This window comes from Psychrobacter sp. AOP7-C1-14 (assembly GCF_052376135.1).
Lineage (GTDB): Bacteria > Pseudomonadota > Gammaproteobacteria > Pseudomonadales > Moraxellaceae > Psychrobacter.
Genome location: NZ_JBQSVH010000005.1, coordinates 22,603 through 39,301 on the forward strand (window position 1 = coordinate 22,603; position 16,699 = coordinate 39,301).

15 protein-coding genes are annotated in these 16,699 nt (G+C 42.5%); 11 read left to right on the plus strand and 4 right to left on the minus strand.

The genetic code is table 11. The annotated features are described in order from the left end of the window. Window positions 1-49: 49 nt before the first annotated feature. Both ACT3QN_RS05455 and ACT3QN_RS05460 read left to right on the plus strand, forming a co-directional pair. On the plus strand, window positions 50-1,060 hold the full coding sequence (locus tag ACT3QN_RS05455; protein WP_444523209.1) for a DUF1365 domain-containing protein: 1,011 nt from the start codon (window positions 50-52) through the stop codon (window positions 1,058-1,060). 133 nt (window positions 1,061-1,193) lie between these two features. After that, window positions 1,194-2,648 (plus strand): class I SAM-dependent methyltransferase, encoded by a 1,455-nt coding sequence (locus ACT3QN_RS05460; RefSeq protein WP_444523210.1) that lies wholly within the window; start codon window positions 1,194-1,196, stop codon window positions 2,646-2,648. A gap of 119 nt (window positions 2,649-2,767) precedes the next feature. On the opposite strand, the gene ACT3QN_RS05465 is transcribed toward ACT3QN_RS05460, so the two are convergent. Then, window positions 2,768-3,940, minus strand: a complete 1,173-nt coding sequence (locus tag ACT3QN_RS05465; RefSeq protein WP_444523211.1) for an MFS transporter — start codon at window positions 3,938-3,940, stop codon at window positions 2,768-2,770. Between the two features lie 105 nt (window positions 3,941-4,045). On the opposite strand from ACT3QN_RS05465, the gene ACT3QN_RS05470 reads away from it, so the two are divergent. The 5 genes from ACT3QN_RS05470 (at window position 4,046) to ACT3QN_RS05490 (ending at window position 8,073) form a co-directional block, all read left to right on the plus strand. Continuing rightward, the gene (locus tag ACT3QN_RS05470) at window positions 4,046-4,936 is read left to right on the plus strand and encodes a LysR family transcriptional regulator (RefSeq protein WP_444523212.1); all 891 of its coding nucleotides are present in this window, start codon (window positions 4,046-4,048) and stop codon (window positions 4,934-4,936) included. A 39-nt stretch (window positions 4,937-4,975) separates the two neighbouring features. After that, window positions 4,976-5,386, plus strand: coding sequence for a DUF2177 family protein (locus ACT3QN_RS05475; protein ID WP_057760908.1), 411 nt, complete (start codon window positions 4,976-4,978; stop codon window positions 5,384-5,386). A gap of 139 nt (window positions 5,387-5,525) precedes the next feature. After that, entirely contained in the window at window positions 5,526-6,086 is a 561-nt protein-coding gene (locus ACT3QN_RS05480) for an acyl-CoA thioesterase (RefSeq protein WP_444523213.1), read from the plus strand. 177 nt (window positions 6,087-6,263) lie between these two features. Beyond that, a complete protein-coding gene (locus ACT3QN_RS05485; RefSeq protein ID WP_444523214.1) occupies window positions 6,264-7,364 on the plus strand; it encodes a cation diffusion facilitator family transporter in 1,101 nt (366 codons plus the stop codon). Window positions 7,365-7,494: 130 nt separating this feature from the next. Beyond that, window positions 7,495-8,073, plus strand: a complete 579-nt coding sequence (locus ACT3QN_RS05490; RefSeq protein ID WP_444523215.1) for a DUF2059 domain-containing protein — start codon at window positions 7,495-7,497, stop codon at window positions 8,071-8,073. Between the two features lie 127 nt (window positions 8,074-8,200). Here the strand turns inward: ACT3QN_RS05490 and dps are convergent, their stop codons facing one another. Further along, entirely contained in the window at window positions 8,201-8,683 is a 483-nt protein-coding gene (dps, locus tag ACT3QN_RS05495) for a DNA starvation/stationary phase protection protein Dps (RefSeq protein ID WP_444521291.1), read from the minus strand. Window positions 8,684-9,152: 469 nt separating this feature from the next. On the opposite strand from dps, the gene uvrB reads away from it, so the two are divergent. The 3 genes from uvrB to ACT3QN_RS05510 all read left to right on the plus strand — a co-directional run bounded on the left by uvrB (window position 9,153) and on the right by ACT3QN_RS05510 (window position 13,289). After that, window positions 9,153-11,264, plus strand: coding sequence for an excinuclease ABC subunit UvrB (uvrB, locus tag ACT3QN_RS05500; RefSeq protein ID WP_444523216.1), 2,112 nt, complete (start codon window positions 9,153-9,155; stop codon window positions 11,262-11,264). Window positions 11,265-11,560: 296 nt separating this feature from the next. After that, window positions 11,561-12,613, plus strand: a complete 1,053-nt coding sequence (locus tag ACT3QN_RS05505) for a pyridoxal phosphate-dependent aminotransferase (RefSeq protein WP_444523217.1) — start codon at window positions 11,561-11,563, stop codon at window positions 12,611-12,613. A gap of 298 nt (window positions 12,614-12,911) precedes the next feature. Next, a complete protein-coding gene (locus ACT3QN_RS05510; protein ID WP_444523218.1) occupies window positions 12,912-13,289 on the plus strand; it encodes a hypothetical protein in 378 nt (125 codons plus the stop codon). 101 nt (window positions 13,290-13,390) lie between these two features. Here ACT3QN_RS05510 and ACT3QN_RS05515 read toward each other — a convergent pair whose 3' ends face one another. After that, window positions 13,391-13,780 carry a hypothetical protein gene (locus tag ACT3QN_RS05515; protein WP_444523219.1) on the minus strand — a complete coding sequence of 130 codons (390 nt, stop codon included), beginning with the start codon at window positions 13,778-13,780 and terminating at the stop codon, window positions 13,391-13,393. Between the two features lie 184 nt (window positions 13,781-13,964). After that, complete coding sequence (locus ACT3QN_RS05520) at window positions 13,965-14,480, minus strand: hypothetical protein (protein ID WP_444523220.1); 516 nt, start codon at window positions 14,478-14,480, stop codon at window positions 13,965-13,967. Between the two features lie 317 nt (window positions 14,481-14,797). On the opposite strand from ACT3QN_RS05520, the gene recJ reads away from it, so the two are divergent. Then, the gene (recJ, locus tag ACT3QN_RS05525) at window positions 14,798-16,627 is read left to right on the plus strand and encodes a single-stranded-DNA-specific exonuclease RecJ (protein WP_444523221.1); all 1,830 of its coding nucleotides are present in this window, start codon (window positions 14,798-14,800) and stop codon (window positions 16,625-16,627) included. Window positions 16,628-16,699: the final 72 nt, after the last annotated feature.

Here is a 16,699-nt window from a genome sequence, read left to right on the forward strand (position 1 = left end):
TTGGAAAGCAGGCTATACAAACCGCATGCCGTTACACAAGAGATTATTTATGACCACGTCCGCTCAAAATACCAATGCTACGCCAAATCATGAGTCTTCTTATGATACAAAAGCATTGCCACATCAACTGTTTGAGGGCACGACATGGCACATTCGGCTGCTACCTAGTGTGAATAAATTTGTTTACCCTTATCGCTACTGGGGCATCAATATTAGCGCGCTGGCAGCAGGACAGGAACTTCCTGAAATTAGCACATCAGCATTTGATGAGGGTAGGCTTCTAGGGAAATTACCACTACGGACAATATTACCGAAAAAGCTACTAGCGCAAAGTCTGCCTCTATTTTCAGCAAAGAAAAAGGCGCTGCAACGTTTCTGTCCTGATGATTATTTACAGCATACTAATATACAGAGTGCTAATAGCCTAAGCAACGATAAAGATCTTGATAGCAATGTACAGTCTGTTCAAGCACTAGAAAAACGTTTAAGCCAAGCATTTGAAAAATATGCAGGTAGCGCACCTGAAGGCAATATGTTGGGATTACTCGTCTGCCGTAATGCTGGCATGTACTTTAGCCCCGTTAATTTTTACTTAGGGTTTGATGCGCAGCAAACGCCCACTCATCTGTTGGCTGAAGTGTCCAATACGCCATGGGACAAGCGCCATTACTACGGGTTTTTGTTAGAAGGAGAGGACACTGAGTTCTGTCATGACAAGGACTTTCATGTATCACCTTTTAACCCTATCGATCAGCTGTACCGCTGGCAGGTCACGGTAAAAAGTACACAAACAGACGAGCAACCTGACAGTGGACTACAAGTGCGTATCGCTATCAATATCAGTGATGAGCGCGGTGAAGTTTTAAAAACTGGTATAAAAATGTCAGGCGTACCAATGACGGAAGATGCTGTTCGTCATAGTCTGCAGAAAAATCCCTTAATGAATATGACGTCTTTAACACGTATCTATTGGCATGCGTTCAAGCTCTATGCGATTAAAAAGGTGCCATATATCAACTACGATGAAAAATTAGCTGACAGCCAGCAGAAAAATAAATAGTAGCGAAGTAATAGTCAAAAAGATGTCTTATAGTTTCAGCAATTTTTAACATTAACAATCCAAAAATATCGTCAATGTAGTATTGAAAAGGTACCACCAAAAAATAAAGCACTTAAACAAGGATAAACACACGATGCCAGCACGACCGACCGACCGAGCACCAGTCACAAAACTAGAGAAATTAACTGCTCGTGTGAGTAAAGTAGTTAATGAAAGTGCTGTACTAAAGCCAGTCAGCAATAGTGTGAACCACTTAGCTAGAAAGCTCATTTTTCGCGCGTTACAGCATGTTCAGTTTGGTAGTCTCACGCTGATTGAAACATTCGATGAGCAGGAACATAAGACCAGTAGTTTTGGTAGAGTCGCTACTAATGACGCTAGTAGCTCGGCGGTTGGTCGCCATTCGCTACATGTAACATTACAGATTCATGATTCTGCTGTCTATCGCCAGCTATTACTTGGCGGCTCTATCGCACTAGCGGACAGCTATATCGATGGTGAGTGGGATACAGATGATCTAACAGGTTTGATTCGTTTGGCAGCTCGTAACTTAGCAATGCTCAATAAATTAGAGAATCGTTTTGCAGGCGTTAGTAAAGCATTTGAAAAAGCGAAGCATCAACTACGTAGTAATGACAAATCTGGCTCCAAATCTAATATCCTAGCGCATTATGATTTGGGCAACGATATGTACGAGCGGTTTTTGGACGATACGATGATGTACTCATCAGCAGTCTACCCTACGTCTGACGTAACGCTTAGCGATGCCCAGCAGCACAAGCTGTCGCTTATTTGCCAACGTTTACAGCTTAGTGCTGATGATAATGTGATTGAAATCGGTACAGGGTGGGGCGGTTTTGCTATCTTTGCTGCTAAGCATTACGGCTGTCATGTGACCACTACGACTATCTCTGATGCTCAGTATGATGAGGCACAGCGACGAGTCGAAGCGGCAGGACTATCGGACAAGATTACACTGCTCAAACAAGACTACCGCGAGCTGACAGGTCAATATGACAAGCTAGTCAGTATCGAGATGATTGAAGCGGTGGGGCATGAGTATTTACCGACTTTCTTTGCCAAGTGCAATAGTTTACTCAAGCCAACAGGACTCATGGTATTGCAGGCCATCACTTTTAATGATCAAAATTATCAAGAGTATATCGATTCAGTTGATTTTATCCAAACGCATATCTTCCCAGGTGGTTGTCTGCTTTCAAACCAAGAGCTAACTACTCAATTTACTGAACAGACAGATATGGTTGTCAAACAATTACATGATTATGGCTTTGATTATGCGTATACGCTGCGTGACTGGCGTGCTGCATTTATGGCGCAGCGTGCAGAGATTCAAGCGCTTGGCTATGACGATGCCTTTATCCGCCTATGGGAGTTTTACTTTTGCTATTGCGAAGGTGGCTTTTTGGAGCGCACGATTGGTGTGGTGCAAGTCACTGCGGTGAAGCCTAATAACATTGATACGCTGCATTTTTCTGACTTACCATCTGCCGTCTTAAATCACGAAACGGTTTTGAACGATGAGACTACTTTCAACGATGCAGATACGTCAGCCATAGCGTCGGTATAAGTATGGTGACGTAGATATGGTTTGTTCATAGCATCCATATGGTCTCATACTGTATAAACAGTTTGAGACCCATGTGTTGCAAGGTTATATATTGAAAAGTTCTACATCGAAAAAAGTTTCTACGATGGTTGCAGGGCACGCTTATCACGTAGACCTGAATAGCGTGTTACCGCTAATGCCATTAAAGAGATGACAGCACCGATCCAAGCCGTGTCTTGTAGTGACATATTTTCAACCACGCTACCACCGATGATTGAGCCCAGTGCTATACCGATATTGAATGCAGCAATATTCAATCCAGAAGCGACATCGACGGCGTTCGGCGTATACTTTCCAGCTTGCTTGACCACGTAGATTTGTAGGCCCGGTACATTACCAAAGGCAAAAGCACCCCATACTAAGATAGTCAGCACCGCGGCAATCTTGGATTGCATAGTAAAGGTGAACAATAAAAGAATAACACTCAAAGCACTAAATATAATGCTAAGCGCGCTAATAGGACCACGTTTATCTGCAAGTTTTCCGCCCCAGATATTACCGATCGCAACGGACACGCCATATACGAGCATGATAAGACCAATGGCTGATGGCGCAAATTTGGTCTGCTGCTCTAAGATAGGTGCTAGGTAGGTAAATGCCGTAAACGTACCACCATAGCCAAGGATAGTCATGAGATAAACCAGTAGTAATTGTGGTTTTACAATGACTTGTAATTGCTCTTTGAACGTTGCAGGGATAGATTTTTTTAGGTTTTTTGGTACTAATATGGCACTACCAATTAAAGCGATTAAACCCAGTACTGAGACGACCAGAAACGTAGCGCGCCAACCGAAATGCTGTCCAATCCATGTGCCAAGCGGTACGCCAGTGACGAGCGCCACGGTAAGTCCTGTAAACATAATAGCAATTGCGCTGGCTTCTTTTTCTTTACTGACAAGGCTAGTAGCAATCATAGAACCAATAGAGAAAAACACACCATGTGCCAGACCGGTCAAGATACGGGCAAGTATTAAAGTTTCATAACTGGGCGCTTGCCAAGCCAGTAAGTTACCCATGACAAACAGACCCATAAGGCTCATCAGTACAATTTTACGATTCCAGCGGCCAGTGAGTGCGGTAAGTATAGGGGCACCGATGGCAACACCGACAGCATATAGGCTAACGAGCAATCCTGCTGAAGGTAAGCTTACGCCCAAATCGGCGGCAATAGTTGGTACCAATCCAACGATGACAAATTCGGTTGTCCCAATTGCAAATGCGCTTAGAGTAAGCGCCCATAAAGCGAGTGGCATAACGACATCCTAATAATTAAATGATGCGCGTAGTTTGATCGATTTATAGTTTGCAAAAAACAGCATAAATGACAAAATACCTTTGTCAATTTTGTAAAGGTAATCATGATGATGGAACATGCTAAAACAGAAGACATAGAGATATTTTTGACGGTAGTAGACACGGGTAGCTTTACTGGCGCTGCCAATTTGCTGAATCAGCAAGTTGCCAAAGTATCTCGTGCTGTGTCCAGACTCGAAGATACGCTGCAGTGCACGCTGCTAAATAGAACGACACGGCGCTTGGAGCTGACGGAAGAAGGGCATGTCTTTATAAGATATGCGCGTGAGAGTTTAAATACGTTATATACCGGTGAAGAAGCGATTAAGCTGTTAAAACAATCGCCGAGTGGGCATCTACGAATTGACGCTGCCAGCCCGTTTGTCTTTCATCAATTAACGTCTTTGGTTGGTGATTTTGTGGCGCAGTATCCACATATCACTCTCGACCTCACCTCGCATGACAATATTATTGATTTGCTTGAGTACAAGACGGATCTGGCTATCAGAATTGGTGATTTAAAAGACTCAAATCTGCATGCACGCCTACTAGGTAAAAGTAAGCTACGACTGGTAGCCAGTCCTGAATATTTGAATCAGTATAATGAAGTAGCTCATATTGATGATTTGAGCACTCATAAGTTGATTGGCTTTAACGATGCCTCCAAGCTAAATAGTTGGCCGTTAAGAACACCAGTTAAACTGAATTTTCATATGACTGGCAGTAGTGGTGAGACCTTGCGTCAGCTATGTTTAAATCATCAGGGTATCGCTTTGTTGTCACATTTTATGATTGGTGAGGATTTGGACTCTGGACGATTGGTTGAGGTATTGCCTAAGGCGATAGTCAGACCGAACAACCGCGAAGTCATACAGGCGGTATATTACAAAAACAGCGCCGTATCTTCGCGTATTCTGGCATTTTTAGACTTTATTCAACCAAGACTAACACTATAAATTTTATCCGTTTTTATTCATTTTATAAGAGGTAATATCATGGGTTACGTTTTTATCTATCTCGCTGCTGTGGTTATCTTTTTGGGTGTCGATGCTGTATGGCTAACGACTATGAAAGGGGCCTTTTACGAGTCGCGTATCGGGCATCTATTGGCGGATGAGCCAAACATGATGGCTGCTGGCGTGTTCTATATGTTTTATATATTGGCACTCTGTATTTTGGTTCTGTATCCGCAAATCAAAGCAGGCGCATCTGTTGGTCATATCTTCTTGCTCGGCGGGCTGATTGGCTTGATGGCTTATGGTACATACGACTTTACCAATTTGGCACTGTATAAGGGTTTCACATTAGATACGGCGTTGGTTGACTTTGTGTGGGGTGGTATTTTGACTGGCTCAGTGAGCGCCATAGTGGCATGGCTTGCGTATCGCTTCCACTGGTTAAGCTAGTGCTTATATAACGCTGTTCAAATAGCTGCAATTTACACAATTTAGACTGTCTAATGATAGAGGTCTGTTTGTGCTATAAGGCGACCTGCTGTATAAATGGTAGACATAATAAATAAATCTCAAGCCATTAAGGAATATTATGCCGCAATACAATACCAGCTCAACTGCCAAAAAAGCGCCTTTAAACCATGAGCTATACATGTCAGTACTGATGACGCCTGATATGGCGAATTTTATTGGTAATGTACATGGTGGTGATTTACTCAAGATGCTTGATCAGGTCGCTTATGCTTGTGCCAGTCGCTATAGTGGTAACTATGTGGTGACACTGTCTGTCGATCAGGTGATGTTCCGTGAGCCAATATATGTGGGTGAGTTGGTCACTTTTGCAGCTAGCGTTAACTATGTGGGCAAGACTTCAATGGAAGTAGGTATCCGCGTCGAAGCAGAAGATGTACGTGGTCGTACCGTCCGTCATACCAACAGCTGTTACTTTACGATGGTGGCTATCGATGATAAAGGTAAGCCAACCGCAGTGCCACCACTTGAGATTAAAAACAACCTGCAGCAATGCCGTGCTGATGCTGCGTTGGAGCGTAAGAATTTGCGTATGCAAAGCTCAAATCGACCAAGTTGCGATTTCGAAGAAGTTAATGAGCAGGTTGGTGAACATGAAGAGCACGACAAAGTAAAAAAGTAGCCTAACTTATCTGAGATTATTTAACGCTATCCAGCCTTATTGAACTAATAACTTATACAACGACTCACTAAAAAGACACTGATATTGTAGAGCAGCCACCTTAAGCTAATGTATGTTTTAAGCCATTCATCTATGGCAAAAACGCTACCATCAATATGTTATCTCAGTGAGTCTAGCATGAGTCTAAAGCCATCTATTGCTAATCCCCAGCGCCATTTATCAGCCTCTTCTAAAGCACAAGTACCTCGCTCGCGTGGGGCGGGCAATCATAAAGTCCCAAATGACCCTGAACTAAAAAACACACTCAATCAAAGCCCTGAAACCAATGATGAGCATTCAGGCTCACTCGTTACTGTGTTGATTGCGGTTGGGGCCAATCTGGTTATTGCAATCGCAAAAACAGTTGCTGCCTTTATGACAGGTTCAGCGTCTATGATTGCAGAAGCAGCTCACTCATGGGCGGATGCTGGTAATGGTACACTGCTCATCGTCGCAGAAAAAAAGTCCATCAAACCTGCTGATAAAAGTCATCCGTTAGGCTATGGCAAAGAGTCTTATGTTTGGTCGATGATTGCTGCCTTTGGTGTGTTTACGGCAGGCTCAATTGTCTCTATTTATACAGGTATCAAGGAATGGAATGCTACTGAGTCTGAGACTAACTATACGATTGGCTTTATTGTATTGGCAGTGGCGTTTGTGCTCGAAGGAATCTCATTGGTTCAGGCGTACAGACAAAGCAAAAAGCATGGCGAGGCACTTGATATCAGTGCACTTGGCTATGTCGTAGACACTTCTAATCCAACATTGCGCGGTGTGTTCTTTGAAGATTTAGCAGCGGTTATCGGTTTGGTGATTGCCGCTGCTGCCATGGGTATGCATGCGTATACAGGTGAACCATATTGGGATGCCTTAGGGTCTATCATCGTTGGTCTACTACTGGGCATCGTCGCCATATTTTTGATCAGTCGTAACCGAGATTTTTTAGTTGGACATAGAGTCACTGACCGTATGCATGAATATGTTTTAAGTGAGCTGCTCAATCATCCAGATATCGATAGTGTGTCCTATCTGCACTTAGAGTGGGTCGGCCCAAAAAAGATATTTATGGTGGCGGCAGTAGACATCGCAGGTAATCAAAAAGAAGAGTATATCGCTCAGAAGTTTGAAGAGATTGAAAATCTATTTAGAAGTAATCCAGTGTTTCAAGAGGCTATCTTGACACTGTCAGAACCTAACGCAGATACTTTGACTTTACCTGATATAATCACTCCACTATAGAGGTGTGATAGTGTTAACCTCGCTTAAAGTATTCAATATACATCTACCCTCGGTTACCTTATACTACCTTTGAATTTAATCGACTATAGTCCACTAAAAAATAGCTAATAAACCATAAGGCGATAATGATATGAGAACTCTATTTAAGAGCACTATACTGAAGAACACCGTATTCGCTATATCGCTAAGTATCAGTGCTGTCAGCTTGATGGCGGTGCCAACATTATCAGTACAAGCGACAGTGCCGACGGATGCCTCTCTACTAAAACTCATTGAGGTCACTAAGGTCGTTGAGATGATGAATGACATGTCTGGTGAAAGTGGCATTACAGATCAAGTGACGCAGTCCGTGTTATCTTCGCTATCTACTGATAATTTGAGTACGGAGCAGCGTCAACGTTTAGAAGATATTGTCAGTAAATATACTCAGGAAATGATAGATGGTAGTAATAGAGCCGCTATGAATCAACAAATCGTCGACGTATATGTTCAAACTGCTAAGCAGCATTTTAATCAAGAAGAGGTAGATGCACAGATCGCATTTTATAGTAGCAAAACGGGTCAAAATATCATTGATAAACAGCCAGATATGATGAAAGACTATATGGCACAAGTAATGCCTATCGTTATGGAATCTACTATGAAAAAGGTACGAGATGTTATGCCAAGAATGGCTGCAGATATTAAAGCCCTTAAACTTGAAGAGTAGCTTAGACTTGTTAATAAGGAATTTTGCTTGTTCAAAATTTTGTAAATCACAAAAACTATAAGTACGAAAAAGCCGTCAATTATGACGGCTTTTTTATAACTTTAATAAGTATTCAGTTCAACTGCTATTAGTTCTTTGGTGAGTTTGCTCCAATGAACCATGCATCTTTATCGATGATACGACTTGCTTCTGTAAATAAATCAGCGGTGTCTTCATCACCTGCATCGCCAGCAGTAGCAATCGCTTCACGCAATGTTTCTGCGACTTTCTTATAGCGGCTAGTTAGCTCACGAACATGCTGATCTACTTCAGTGATGTCAGTTGGGTAGTCGTTTAGGATAGACTCTTTTACTACTCGACTCGCCAAACCATTAGGCTGACCACCTAGGATCACAATACGTTCTGCGATAGTATCCGATACTTCAAGAATACGCTCTGACGTTTCATCTAGCAATTGATGTACACCAATGAAACCTTTACCTTGCAGGTTCCAATGGCATTGTTTGCCATCTAACGTTAAATCGATAACGTTTGCTAGGTTAGCGTTTAACAAATCAATCATTTTTTTCGCAGTTTCGTCTGAAATACCACTTGCGTAACGTTCTCTCATAATTTACTCCGTCATTTATTTAAAATTATTATATTGAATAAAAGTTCAATGTGTTTTTATTGGTCTTCTATTTGATGACAGTCAGTATAAAACTAATCATATGAATTGCTATATAGCTATCAATTCACTTGCATTGAAAAGTCATCAACTTGTTAATTCAAGAACGATAATAGCAGCTTAAATCAATGTTGGAACCCTTGAGTGTTAGGCTTTGTTAGGTGGTCGTGTAACGAGTTTGTTAACCATGAAAATCTTTGTAAATTTATCGAATACTGTGTGCGTTTTTTACAACGACGTAAGTTTTATCCGCTAATATTAAGCCTTACCTTTTAATAAATGGTACATATATATACTCATGTTTTGGGTAGCGAGACAGCGTTTTGAACATAAGGTGAGACTCCTTATTCTCCTTTAAAAACCGCTGCTCAGACCCCATATTGTTATAAACCTCAATAAGAAGAAAGCCATTATGCGAATGCCTGAACCACGCTCATCGCGTCAGTTAAATCAGTTGGCCACTCAGCTCCAAGGTGAAGCTGAAATTAGTGGTGTTAATGCGTCAGGGACGCAAATATCGAGTCGTGCCTTTGAGATGGTTACTGACTTTGAGCCAGCAGGCGACCAGCCGCAAGCCATCAAAAAACTAGTCAACGGTGTCAATTCGGACATGGACGAGCAGTTACTGTTGGGTGTCACTGGTTCTGGTAAGACCTATACTATGGCGAAAGTCATCGCTGAAACTCAGCGTCCAACTATTATCATGGCACATAACAAAACACTTGCCGCGCAGCTATATGGTGAGTTCAAATCGTTCTTCCCTAATAATGCTGTTGAATACTTCGTCAGCTACTATGATTATTATCAGCCAGAAGCTTATGTCGCTGCCAGTGACACCTTTATCGAAAAAGACAGCGCTATTAACGATCATATTGACCAGATGCGTCTGTCCGCCACGCGTGCTTTGTTAGAGCGTCGTGATGCGATTATTGTCGCTTCGGTATCGTGTATCTATGGTTTGGGTGATCCAGAGAGCTACTTAAAAATGCTACTACATGTCGTTGTGGGCGATAACATCGACCGTACGGCGACTATTAAGCGTTTGGTTGAGATGCAATACACACGTAATGAGCTAGACTTTGGCCGTGGTACGTATCGCTTGCGTGGAGAGCTATTAGATATTTATCCTGCTGAGTCTGAGCAGTTAGCGGTGCGCGTGCATTTATTTGATAATGAAGTCGAAAAAATTACGTGGTTTGATCCCTTAACGGGTAAGACGGTACGCAGTTTGCCACGTATTACTATTTACCCGAAATCGCATTATGTGACGCCGCGCAATAAACTAGAAGCTGCCAGTCATACGATTCGTGAAGAGCTAGAACCACGATTAGAGTACTTCCGCGAAAACAATAAGCTGATTGAAGCGCAGCGCCTTAAAGAACGTACTCAGTATGATCTTGAGATGATTCAGCAGCTTGGTTACTGTAACGGGATCGAAAACTATTCACAGCATCTCTCTGGTCGTCCATCTGGGGAAGCACCGCCGACGTTGTTTGATTATATTCCAGAAGATGCTTTGCTGTTCCTTGATGAATCACACGTGACTGTTTCCCAGATTGGTGCAATGTATAAAGGCGATAGATCACGCAAAGAAAACTTGGTCAATTATGGTTTTAGATTACCAAGTGCGATGAATAACCGCCCAATGAAGTTTGAAGAGTGGGAGCGTATTAAGCCCAAAACCATTTATGTCAGTGCTACGCCCGCCCTATACGAGCTAGAGAATAGCGAACAAGTGGTTGAACAGGTCGTTCGTCCGACTGGTCTGATTGACCCTGAGATAGAGATACGTCCTGTTTTGACTCAAGTCGATGATGTGCTATCAGAGATTACCAAACGCCGTGAAAAAGACGAGCGTGTACTGATTACTACGTTGACCAAGCGTATGTCGGAGGATTTGACTAGCTATCTGAAAGAATATGATGTAAAAGTGGCTTATCTACATTCGGACATCGACACTGTTGAGCGTATGCAGATTATTCATGAGCTCCGTACAGGTGTGCATGATGTATTGGTCGGCATTAACTTACTGCGCGAAGGCTTGGATATGCCTGAAGTATCACTGGTAGCAATATTTGATGCCGATAAAGAAGGCTTCTTACGTTCTGAGCGTTCGCTTATTCAGACCATTGGTCGTGCCGCACGTCATTTGAATGGTAAAGCTATTCTCTACGCTGATCGTATTACGCCAAGTATGCAAAAGGCGATAGATGAGACGGATCGTCGCCGTGATAAGCAGATTGCCTTTAACCTTGAGCATAACATCACGCCAAAAGGTGCTCGCCGTAGTATCACGGACAAGATTGATACGGGCGAAAGCGTGGATACCAACGACAATCAAGCTATCCCAGTTAAGAGTAACTTGCCAGATGTCGATATCAATATCTTACGTAGTCCTGATTTACTTGCGAAAGAAATCAAGCGATTAGAGAAGCAGATGCAGCAAATGTCGCGTGATTTGAAATTTGAAGAAGCAGCAAAAACGCGTGATAAAGTGCTGGAGTTAAAAGCACATTTAATCTAATAGCTTGGGTTAAATGTTTGGATGAAACAGTAGCGAAGGTGAGGTGCTTTTTGAGTACCTCACTTTTTTTATGGTTTATTGAATATTGGAATGCGCAGAATGCTTGTAATACAGCGCATTGCCACTTAACATATCTGCATAAAACTCACCATCCATACAATATTCCAAAAATTTAAGTCGCAAGCGAAAAATCTGAGCGCGAGTAAGGCGCTAGTGATGCTTGTTGTTCTCATAGATCACATTGTCAACACAGACTAAATTTTTGGAATGGACATAATCTAGGCGTATTATTCACTGTGCTTACCAACAACTTAATAGAATTAAATTCTAACGAAAACTCACTCGGCATGTCAGATGCTGCCAAACAAGCCGTTATCGACTCTTTAGACATCGGCTTTCGTTATCCTGATGACCAGCGTGCGGCCCTGATTACTAAGGTTGCTGAGATAAATGGTGTGTCGGAGAGCCAAATCTCACTGGGCAGTGGCTCTAGCGAAAATATCCGTACCGTCGTCCAAATGCTACAACATCAAGCATTAGTAGAAGGCAAAAAATTCCAAGTTATCGTACCGCATCCAACCTTTGCTTATGCTGAGCTGTATGCGATCTCTATCGACGTGCCTGTGGTAAAAGTACCACTGATTACTGAAAATTATGATTTTGACTTACAAAGCATGCAAAAAGTCGCTGATGACTTTGATGGGATTAGCTTGTTTTATCTGTGCAATCCAAATAATCCAACTTCGACTATTACGGACACAGTAAAGCTCAAAGAATGGATAGAAAGTGCGCCAGACAACCATTATTTTTTACTAGATGAGGCTTATTCAGAGTATGTGACTGATCCAAGTTTTGAAAGTGGTATTGAGTGGGTAAGACAACAGCGCTCAGAGAATCTTATTATCGTACGTACTTTTTCAAAATTATGTGCACTTGCTGGCATGCGTGTCGGCTATGCAGTTGCTAGCTCGAAAATGATAGCCAGACTCGAGGCTTTTATCTCGATTGATAATACCAATTTGTCAGGCGCTGTCGCTGCGTTAGCGACTTTGGATGATGACGAGTTTCTAGCATTGAGCTTGCGAACGACCAATCAATCACGTCAGATGGTTGAGCAAACATTGGATGAGCTTGGTTTACGTTACTTGCCCTCGCAGGCGAGCTTTGTATTTCATGAGATAAAAGGCGATGTACAAACCTATATCGATAGAATGCGCGAACATGGGATTGCGGTTGGACGTGAATTTGCGCCTATTGCTGGTTTTAATCGTTTAACGCTTGGTAGACCTGATGAGATGGCAGTATTTGTAGAGGTACTCAAATCATTTCGTGAAAAGGGTTGGGTCTAATTCAGTCAATCAATGCAGTTCGATAATATGAAAGGGGAGTTGCTAACTGGCAGCGCCCTTTTTTTAGGTGTATTTTTATAGACCTATTTTGCTGATCATATATTGAAGCTAAGATTAACCACACATTTTTACCAACATCAAACGCAGTTTTACATATCGCCCCTTAAATAACCTGACGCTATCTTATAGGATAACTGAGTAAAGCATGACCCGTTAATCACACAGATGAATATTGGGTAGCAGCCACAGTGCTCGACATGCTCACGTATCTTATAATTATAAAGTCAGGGATTTACCTATGTTTGATATCAAATCATTTTTTAAACGAGAAGTAGAAAAAAAACTCATTGATGTAGATGATTACATTTTTATGCCAGAACGCGTAGAGATGGAAATTGAAGGCGGTTCATTGAACTGTGTGTTAAACAGTGATGGGCGCGTAGATATTTTTTATAGTAAAGATGGCGTCACTGAGGTTAGTTCCGCTTCACGTAAGCATCCGTTTACCGCATTTGAAAAAGAGCTATATCACGGTATTTATGATGATGTTATCAACGATTTAATTAAGGAAGTAGACAAAATTATCGAGAGCTCTTCGAAATACTTCCGCCGCAGCCAATCGTTGCCTCTCACTGCTTCTATAACGTCTCAACCGTCTGAGACAGATAAGTTTTAGGCCAATCAGTAGAATTAAAATATCAGTAATAAAAAGGGTGCGCTATGTATAACGCACCCTTTTTATTACTTCTTGTTCTTATGAATAATGCGATTTATCTTCTATTGTACAAAGCTTGTATAGCAGCTTTGAATAGATTTTGCGACCACTTGTGCCACTAGCTGCGTGCGGTACTGAGAATCAACAGCGGCATTGCCCAATTCAACGATAGTGACTTGCTGCGGCGCTTGCTCACTCACACACCCACAAACGTTTGTTTTAACAGATTCTTGTTGTGCTTCAGTCATAGCAACACTTGCTACACGCCATGCATTTTGTTTTTCGATTTCACTACGGCATTGGTTGTCAATTGCCGCTTTAAAGACATTCATACCAATCTCGTTCGCAGTACCGATTGCGTTGCCAGTGGTATTGTTCACGCCACCAGTAGTTGTACATCCAGCCAAAGCAAAAGTTGCCAGCATAATCGTTGAAGCCACGATTTTTTTCATAAGTTAGTCCTTTAAGATGTCTGTAATAGATAAAGCTGTATATTATCAGTAAAACCTAGCAATGACATCATTAACCACAGTCGCATATTATTTCAGACGCCTACGACCTATAGGTGTAAGCGATAAAAAAGCCAGCTAAGTAATCACTTAACTGGCCTAATATAGACTAATCTATTCGGCTCGTTTATACGTTTTTGCCGTGTTCTTTTTGTTGAATGTCTTTTGCCAACTTATAGCATTCGTTGATATGGTCATTAGCGATTTTCTTAAAAATCGTGTAGCCCATAGTCGCAGCGACCAGTTGACCACCAAGTGGGATAAATTTGGTCACTTGTTTGGCGGCGATACGACCACCGAAACCTTGAATGGTTTTTTTGACGATACCGCGTGTCGCCATTAGACCAGCGAAATCTACGGTGCGGTCTTTTACTGCGCTCCAATGCACTTCACGTGACTCTAGGTTGATGGCTGACTGACGGTCTTCAATGAGACCAAAACGCTCACTAATCTCTGGAATCAATTGGGTCAACATACCCGCATCGACTGCAACATCGAAAAATGGTACTGGAACAATAGCTACACCAGCAGAAACTCTAGCGCGTTTTTTTACCATTCCCTGACATTCTTTTTTAACTTTATCAAGATCTAGGTTAGGGTCGATAGTATTTGGAAGTTTTTCGGCAACTGGTGTGGTTTTCATAAAGCGTCCTTATAAATAATTAAAATATAAATGATAAAAAGTTCAATAAATAACAAATTCTTCAGTTGCTTACTATTTTATGGATTTATGCGTGGCTTACAATCATTGCTTTGTAGCAAAATGAATGAAATTACTCACACTGTGCACCTTTTTTGTAAGTAATGAAATGAAGTTGGTTTGTATAAGCTATAGAAATGGCCGTATCAATTATCGCTAATTTACGGGCATTGCCTAATAGATTGTACAATGCTTAATGATATACAAAGGTAGTATAAATTGTCATTGTGACCCTCCACTAAAGCCAGTAGAATACGTTCATGCTAAATTTAACCCCCCGCTATACCAGCACTCGCATCGACGAGTTGCCCGCCGCGCTGCAACCACTTGCCGCTGAATCATTCACGCTTGCTCGTTTGTATGCAGGGCGAGGTATCACAACGCCTGATGAGCTGACGACCAGTTTAGCTGGTCTATTGCCTGCTGAGGCCCTGCACGGTGTCACTGAAGCTGTGTGTTTATTAGACCTGGCGATTGACGAGCGTCAGCGTATTCTAATCGTTGGTGATTTTGACTGTGATGGTGCAACCAGTACAGCACTAATGATGCGCGCGCTCACGAAGATGGGTGCAGTCGTTGATTTCCTAGTGCCAGATCGCTTTAAGTACGGTTATGGTCTGACGCCAGAGATTGTCGAGTTAGGTATTGAGACTTTCCAACCAGACGTGATAGTAACAGTTGATAATGGCATCTCAAGTCATGAAGGGGTAGCGCGTGCCCAAGCTGATGGTATCACAGTGATTATCACTGATCATCATCTCACGACCAAAGAGACGCCACCTGCGGAAGCGGTGGTCAATCCCAATCAGTTATATTGTGATTTTGCTAGTAAGGCACTGGTCGGAGTCGGAGTCGCATTTTATGTGCTCGGACGGTTAGCAAAGCTACGCCGTGAAGCTGGCAAGTCTACGGTACAGGTTAGCCAATATTTGGATTTGGTCGCCCTTGGCACGATTGCAGATGTTGGGGTATTGGATAAAAATAATCGTATCTTGGTACATCACGGATTATCAGCCATTCGTCAAGGCCGCTGCTGTATGGGGATATTGGCATTGCTTGAGCAAGCTGGCCGTGATCCTAAACAGCTTCATGCACAGGATTTTGGTTTTGTGTTGGGCCCACGTATCAATGCCGCTGGGCGCATGGATAATATGCGTATCGGTATCGAGTGCTTATTAACAGAAGACTGGAGTACGGCACAACGTTTGGCACAAGAGCTTGAGCAGTTGAATCGCACACGTCGTCATGTAGAGGGCGAGATGCGTGCGCAAGCTGATAGTATCGTACAAGCATTGGCTACTGAAGACGATAGTACGAGTAGTGCCAGCAATGATAATGCCAGTAACGATGAGACAATCGTTCAAGTTGTCTCTACTGCTAAAGCGAGCAATAGAGGCGCGCGTAGTATTATTCTATATAAAGACGACTGGCATCAAGGAGTCATCGGTATTGTCGCTGGTCGATTGAAAGAGAGTCACTATCTACCCAGTATCGTTTTTGCGCCAGCAGACACTGAGCATACAGATGAAGACAGCGTCATCAAAGGTTCAGCACGGTCTATCCCAGGTATACACATTCGTGATGCGATTGAACAAGTTGCTGAGCGCCACCCTGACTTAATCAGTCATTTCGGCGGGCACGCGATGGCAGCAGGTCTGACCTTAAAGCGCCGTAACTTTGAGGCATTTGTCACAGCCTTTAACGAAGTAATGGCTCAAATGGATGATGAGGTCTTTGCAGAGCAAAAATTCACCGATGGACCTTTGCAAGCGAGCGACTTTAGCTTATGGTTTGCTGAGCATTTAGCTGATGCCAGTATTTGGGGTCATGGATTTGCGCCACCTATATTTGACGGTGTGTTTGAAGTTCTGAGCTTTAAGGTTTTAAAAGACAAACATCTTAAGCTATCACTGCGCTATCCAGACGTTCAATATCCGATAGAAGCAATTTGCTTTAATTTTGACAATGAAGCTTGGGATTACCGTGCTAAGCAAGTCCATTTGTTATTTCAGCTAGATATCAATGAATGGAATAGCAAGCAAAGTTTACAGCTGATGGTCAAAGACTTGGCTGTGGTAGAGCAAGGCTAAGTCAACAATGCTAAAACGACAATACTAGACGCGCTCAAATATGGGCGCGTTGGCACTCTCATTCTTCACACC

What these genes read in the sequence shown, in the direction of transcription:
- ACT3QN_RS05515 (WP_444523219.1), bottom strand. Translation starts at nt 13,780, where the DNA reads ATGAAAAAAATCGTGGCTTCAACGATTATGCTGGCAACTTTTGCTTTG.
- ACT3QN_RS05475 (WP_057760908.1), top strand. Translation starts at nt 4,976, where the DNA reads ATGGGTTACGTTTTTATCTATCTCGCTGCTGTGGTTATCTTTTTGGGT.
- ACT3QN_RS05520 (WP_444523220.1), bottom strand. Translation starts at nt 14,480, where the DNA reads ATGAAAACCACACCAGTTGCCGAAAAACTTCCAAATACTATCGACCCT.
- ACT3QN_RS05490 (WP_444523215.1), top strand. Translation starts at nt 7,495, where the DNA reads ATGAGAACTCTATTTAAGAGCACTATACTGAAGAACACCGTATTCGCT.
- recJ (WP_444523221.1), top strand. Translation starts at nt 14,798, where the DNA reads ATGCTAAATTTAACCCCCCGCTATACCAGCACTCGCATCGACGAGTTG.
- ACT3QN_RS05485 (WP_444523214.1), top strand. Translation starts at nt 6,264, where the DNA reads ATGAGTCTAAAGCCATCTATTGCTAATCCCCAGCGCCATTTATCAGCC.
- ACT3QN_RS05480 (WP_444523213.1), top strand. Translation starts at nt 5,526, where the DNA reads ATGCCGCAATACAATACCAGCTCAACTGCCAAAAAAGCGCCTTTAAAC.
- ACT3QN_RS05460 (WP_444523210.1), top strand. Translation starts at nt 1,194, where the DNA reads ATGCCAGCACGACCGACCGACCGAGCACCAGTCACAAAACTAGAGAAA.
- ACT3QN_RS05465 (WP_444523211.1), bottom strand. Translation starts at nt 3,940, where the DNA reads ATGCCACTCGCTTTATGGGCGCTTACTCTAAGCGCATTTGCAATTGGG.
- dps (WP_444521291.1), bottom strand. Translation starts at nt 8,683, where the DNA reads ATGAGAGAACGTTACGCAAGTGGTATTTCAGACGAAACTGCGAAAAAA.
- uvrB (WP_444523216.1), top strand. Translation starts at nt 9,153, where the DNA reads ATGCGAATGCCTGAACCACGCTCATCGCGTCAGTTAAATCAGTTGGCC.
- ACT3QN_RS05455 (WP_444523209.1), top strand. Translation starts at nt 50, where the DNA reads ATGACCACGTCCGCTCAAAATACCAATGCTACGCCAAATCATGAGTCT.
- ACT3QN_RS05510 (WP_444523218.1), top strand. Translation starts at nt 12,912, where the DNA reads ATGTTTGATATCAAATCATTTTTTAAACGAGAAGTAGAAAAAAAACTC.
- ACT3QN_RS05470 (WP_444523212.1), top strand. Translation starts at nt 4,046, where the DNA reads ATGATGATGGAACATGCTAAAACAGAAGACATAGAGATATTTTTGACG.